General features: G+C 44.0%; 1 pseudogene. It reads left to right on the plus strand.

Annotated features, from left to right (window positions below):
• Positions 1 to 700 (plus strand): annotated as a pseudogene (locus L5M10_RS24015) (IS3-like element ISSba5 family transposase); the annotation flags it as partial.

The raw sequence follows: 700 nt of genomic DNA on the forward strand, positions 1-700 counted from the left end.
ACTATTTTATGCAGTGAAGTGAAGGCCGCACATCGTATTAGTCATGGCTCTGCCGGTGCGCGAACGATAGCGCAATTAGTGACTAACAAAGGGATTGGTCTCAGTCGTTATCGAGCCCGTAATCTAATGAAAAAGCTTGGGTTATTAAGCTGTCAGCAGCCTAAGCATTCTTATAGGAAAGCGACACAAGAGCATGTTGCAATCCCCAATACGCTAAATCGACAGTTTGCAGTAACTCAACCAGATCAAGTGTGGTGTGGCGACGTGACGTATGTTTGGGTCGGTAATCGCTGGGCCTATCTAGCCGTTGTTTTAGACTTATTTTCCCGCAAACCTGTTGGATGGGCTTTGTCATTATCACCAGATAGTGCGCTGACCTGTAAAGCTTTGAAAATGGCATTTGAGTTAAGGGGTAAGCCTGAGAATGTGATATATCACAGCGATCAAGGTTCGCATTACACAAGCTTGAAATTCAGACAATTAATATGGCGTCTTCAGATTGAGCAAAGTATGAGTCGCCGCGGGAATTGTTGGGATAACGCACCAATGGAGCGTTTCTTTAGAAGTTTGAAATCTGAGTGGATACCCGCTAGTGGTTATGGGAATTTTACAGAAGCAGATAAAGAGATCACAAATTACATCACTGGATACTACAGTGAGACCAGACCCCATCAATATAATGGTGGGTTAACGCCAAATG

This window comes from Shewanella sp. SM32 (assembly GCF_025654235.1).
Taxonomy (GTDB): domain Bacteria; phylum Pseudomonadota; class Gammaproteobacteria; order Enterobacterales; family Shewanellaceae; genus Shewanella; species Shewanella oncorhynchi.